Source organism: Alcanivorax sp. HI0044, from assembly GCF_001634945.1.
The window spans coordinates 1-1,323 of sequence record NZ_LWEZ01000216.1 but is presented as its reverse complement, the minus strand read 5'-3'; the positions used below and the strand labels follow the sequence as shown (position 1 = coordinate 1,323).

At 52.5% G+C, this 1,323-nt stretch carries 2 protein-coding genes and 1 tRNA gene; 1 reads left to right on the top strand and 2 read right to left on the bottom strand.

From position 1 onward, the window contains the following. Positions 1-308, top strand: a 308-nt coding sequence (locus A3730_RS32465; protein WP_231883818.1) for a hypothetical protein, incomplete at its 5' end; no start/stop codon positions are given. A gap of 180 nt (positions 309-488) precedes the next feature. On the opposite strand, the gene A3730_RS02585 is transcribed toward A3730_RS32465, so the two are convergent. Continuing rightward, a tRNA-Arg gene (locus A3730_RS02585) sits at positions 489-565 on the bottom strand. 90 nt (positions 566-655) lie between these two features. After that, complete coding sequence (gene bfr, locus A3730_RS02580) at positions 656-1,135, bottom strand: bacterioferritin (protein ID WP_063519670.1); 480 nt, start codon at positions 1,133-1,135, stop codon at positions 656-658. Positions 1,136-1,323 lie beyond the last annotated feature (188 nt).

Genomic DNA, 1,323 nt, shown 5'->3' with positions numbered 1-1,323 from the left:
GCCACCAGCACAATCAGAAAAACAAACACGACACCCATGCCAACCAGCATGAGTTCGACACCCTGAGCCATCATAGCGTTCATGGAACACTCCTTTTGGTTCCAAAAGCGGATTCAGTCACCGCGTGCGAGAGCGAAAGGCGTCGCCGTTTGGGCGGGCATCATGGTGGCCTTGTGAGCCGGTATTGCTCTCGCGGGGTTAAAGGCAATGTAGACAGATTGTCGACAACCCGCAATGAGGCATGCGAGGAACCGGTTGGTGGTTTTGATCAATCGACGGCGTGCAGGCCAGATTTATCCAGACCGTAGAGTAAAAAATATCGCAATGGAATGAAGTGCAATACGGCGTCGGGAAGACTTGGGGGTCGTACCTGCTCGGACAGCGTTGAGCCTGCGAGCCTGTTGCATGCGGCATGAAGGGTGAGGCGTGCAGCGGCCGCAGAGCGGCATAAAAAAAGGCCCCCGATTGGGAGCCTTCTTTTATTCGTATGGTACACCGGGAGGGAGTCGAACCCCCGACCTACTGGTTCGTAGCCAGTTGCTCTATCCAGCTGAGCTACCGGTGCAAATCTCGTTGCTGTAACGCCGCGAGAGGCTGCGCATTATTCCGAAAGCCCCGCGGTGAGTCAAGCGTAGATCGGTTAAAAGTTCGGCAATCAGCTTTCTGCGGCAGCCATTTGTTTTTGCATGTAATTTTCCAGGCCGACTTTATCGATCAGACCGAGCTGGGTCTCCAGCCAATCGATATGCTCTTCCTCGGATTCGAGGATATCTTTGAGCAGGTTACGGCTGATGTAATCCTGGATGGATTCGCAATAAGCAATGCCTTCACGCAGGTCTGGCACAGCCATTTGCTCAAGCTTGAGATCGCATTCCAGCATTTCCTTGGTGTTTTCACCAATCATCAGCTTGCCCAGATCCTGCAGGTTGGGAATGCCTTCCAGGAACAGAATGCGCTCGACCAGCATGTCCGCATGCTTCATCTCGTCGATGGATTCGTGATATTCCTTGGCATAGAGTGCCTGCAAGCCCCAATCCTGGTACATCTTGGCGTGGAGGAAGTACTGGTTAATGGCAACCAGCTCATTGCCGAGTGCACGGTTGAGGAACTCAATCGCTTTGGCGTCGCCTTTCATTGGGGGGATCTCCGTCACATGAACTTGGGGTAACCCCTATTGTTCAGCAAGTGTGTGACAGAGACAAGGCAGGAGAGGAAAAAAAGCGCTTCAAATACAAGCGCTTATGCAAATGAGAACGATTGTTTATGCGGTTTGTGGCCAGAAAACAACCGCCTCACCAGCAGTAGAAGAGTTCGAGAATGAGG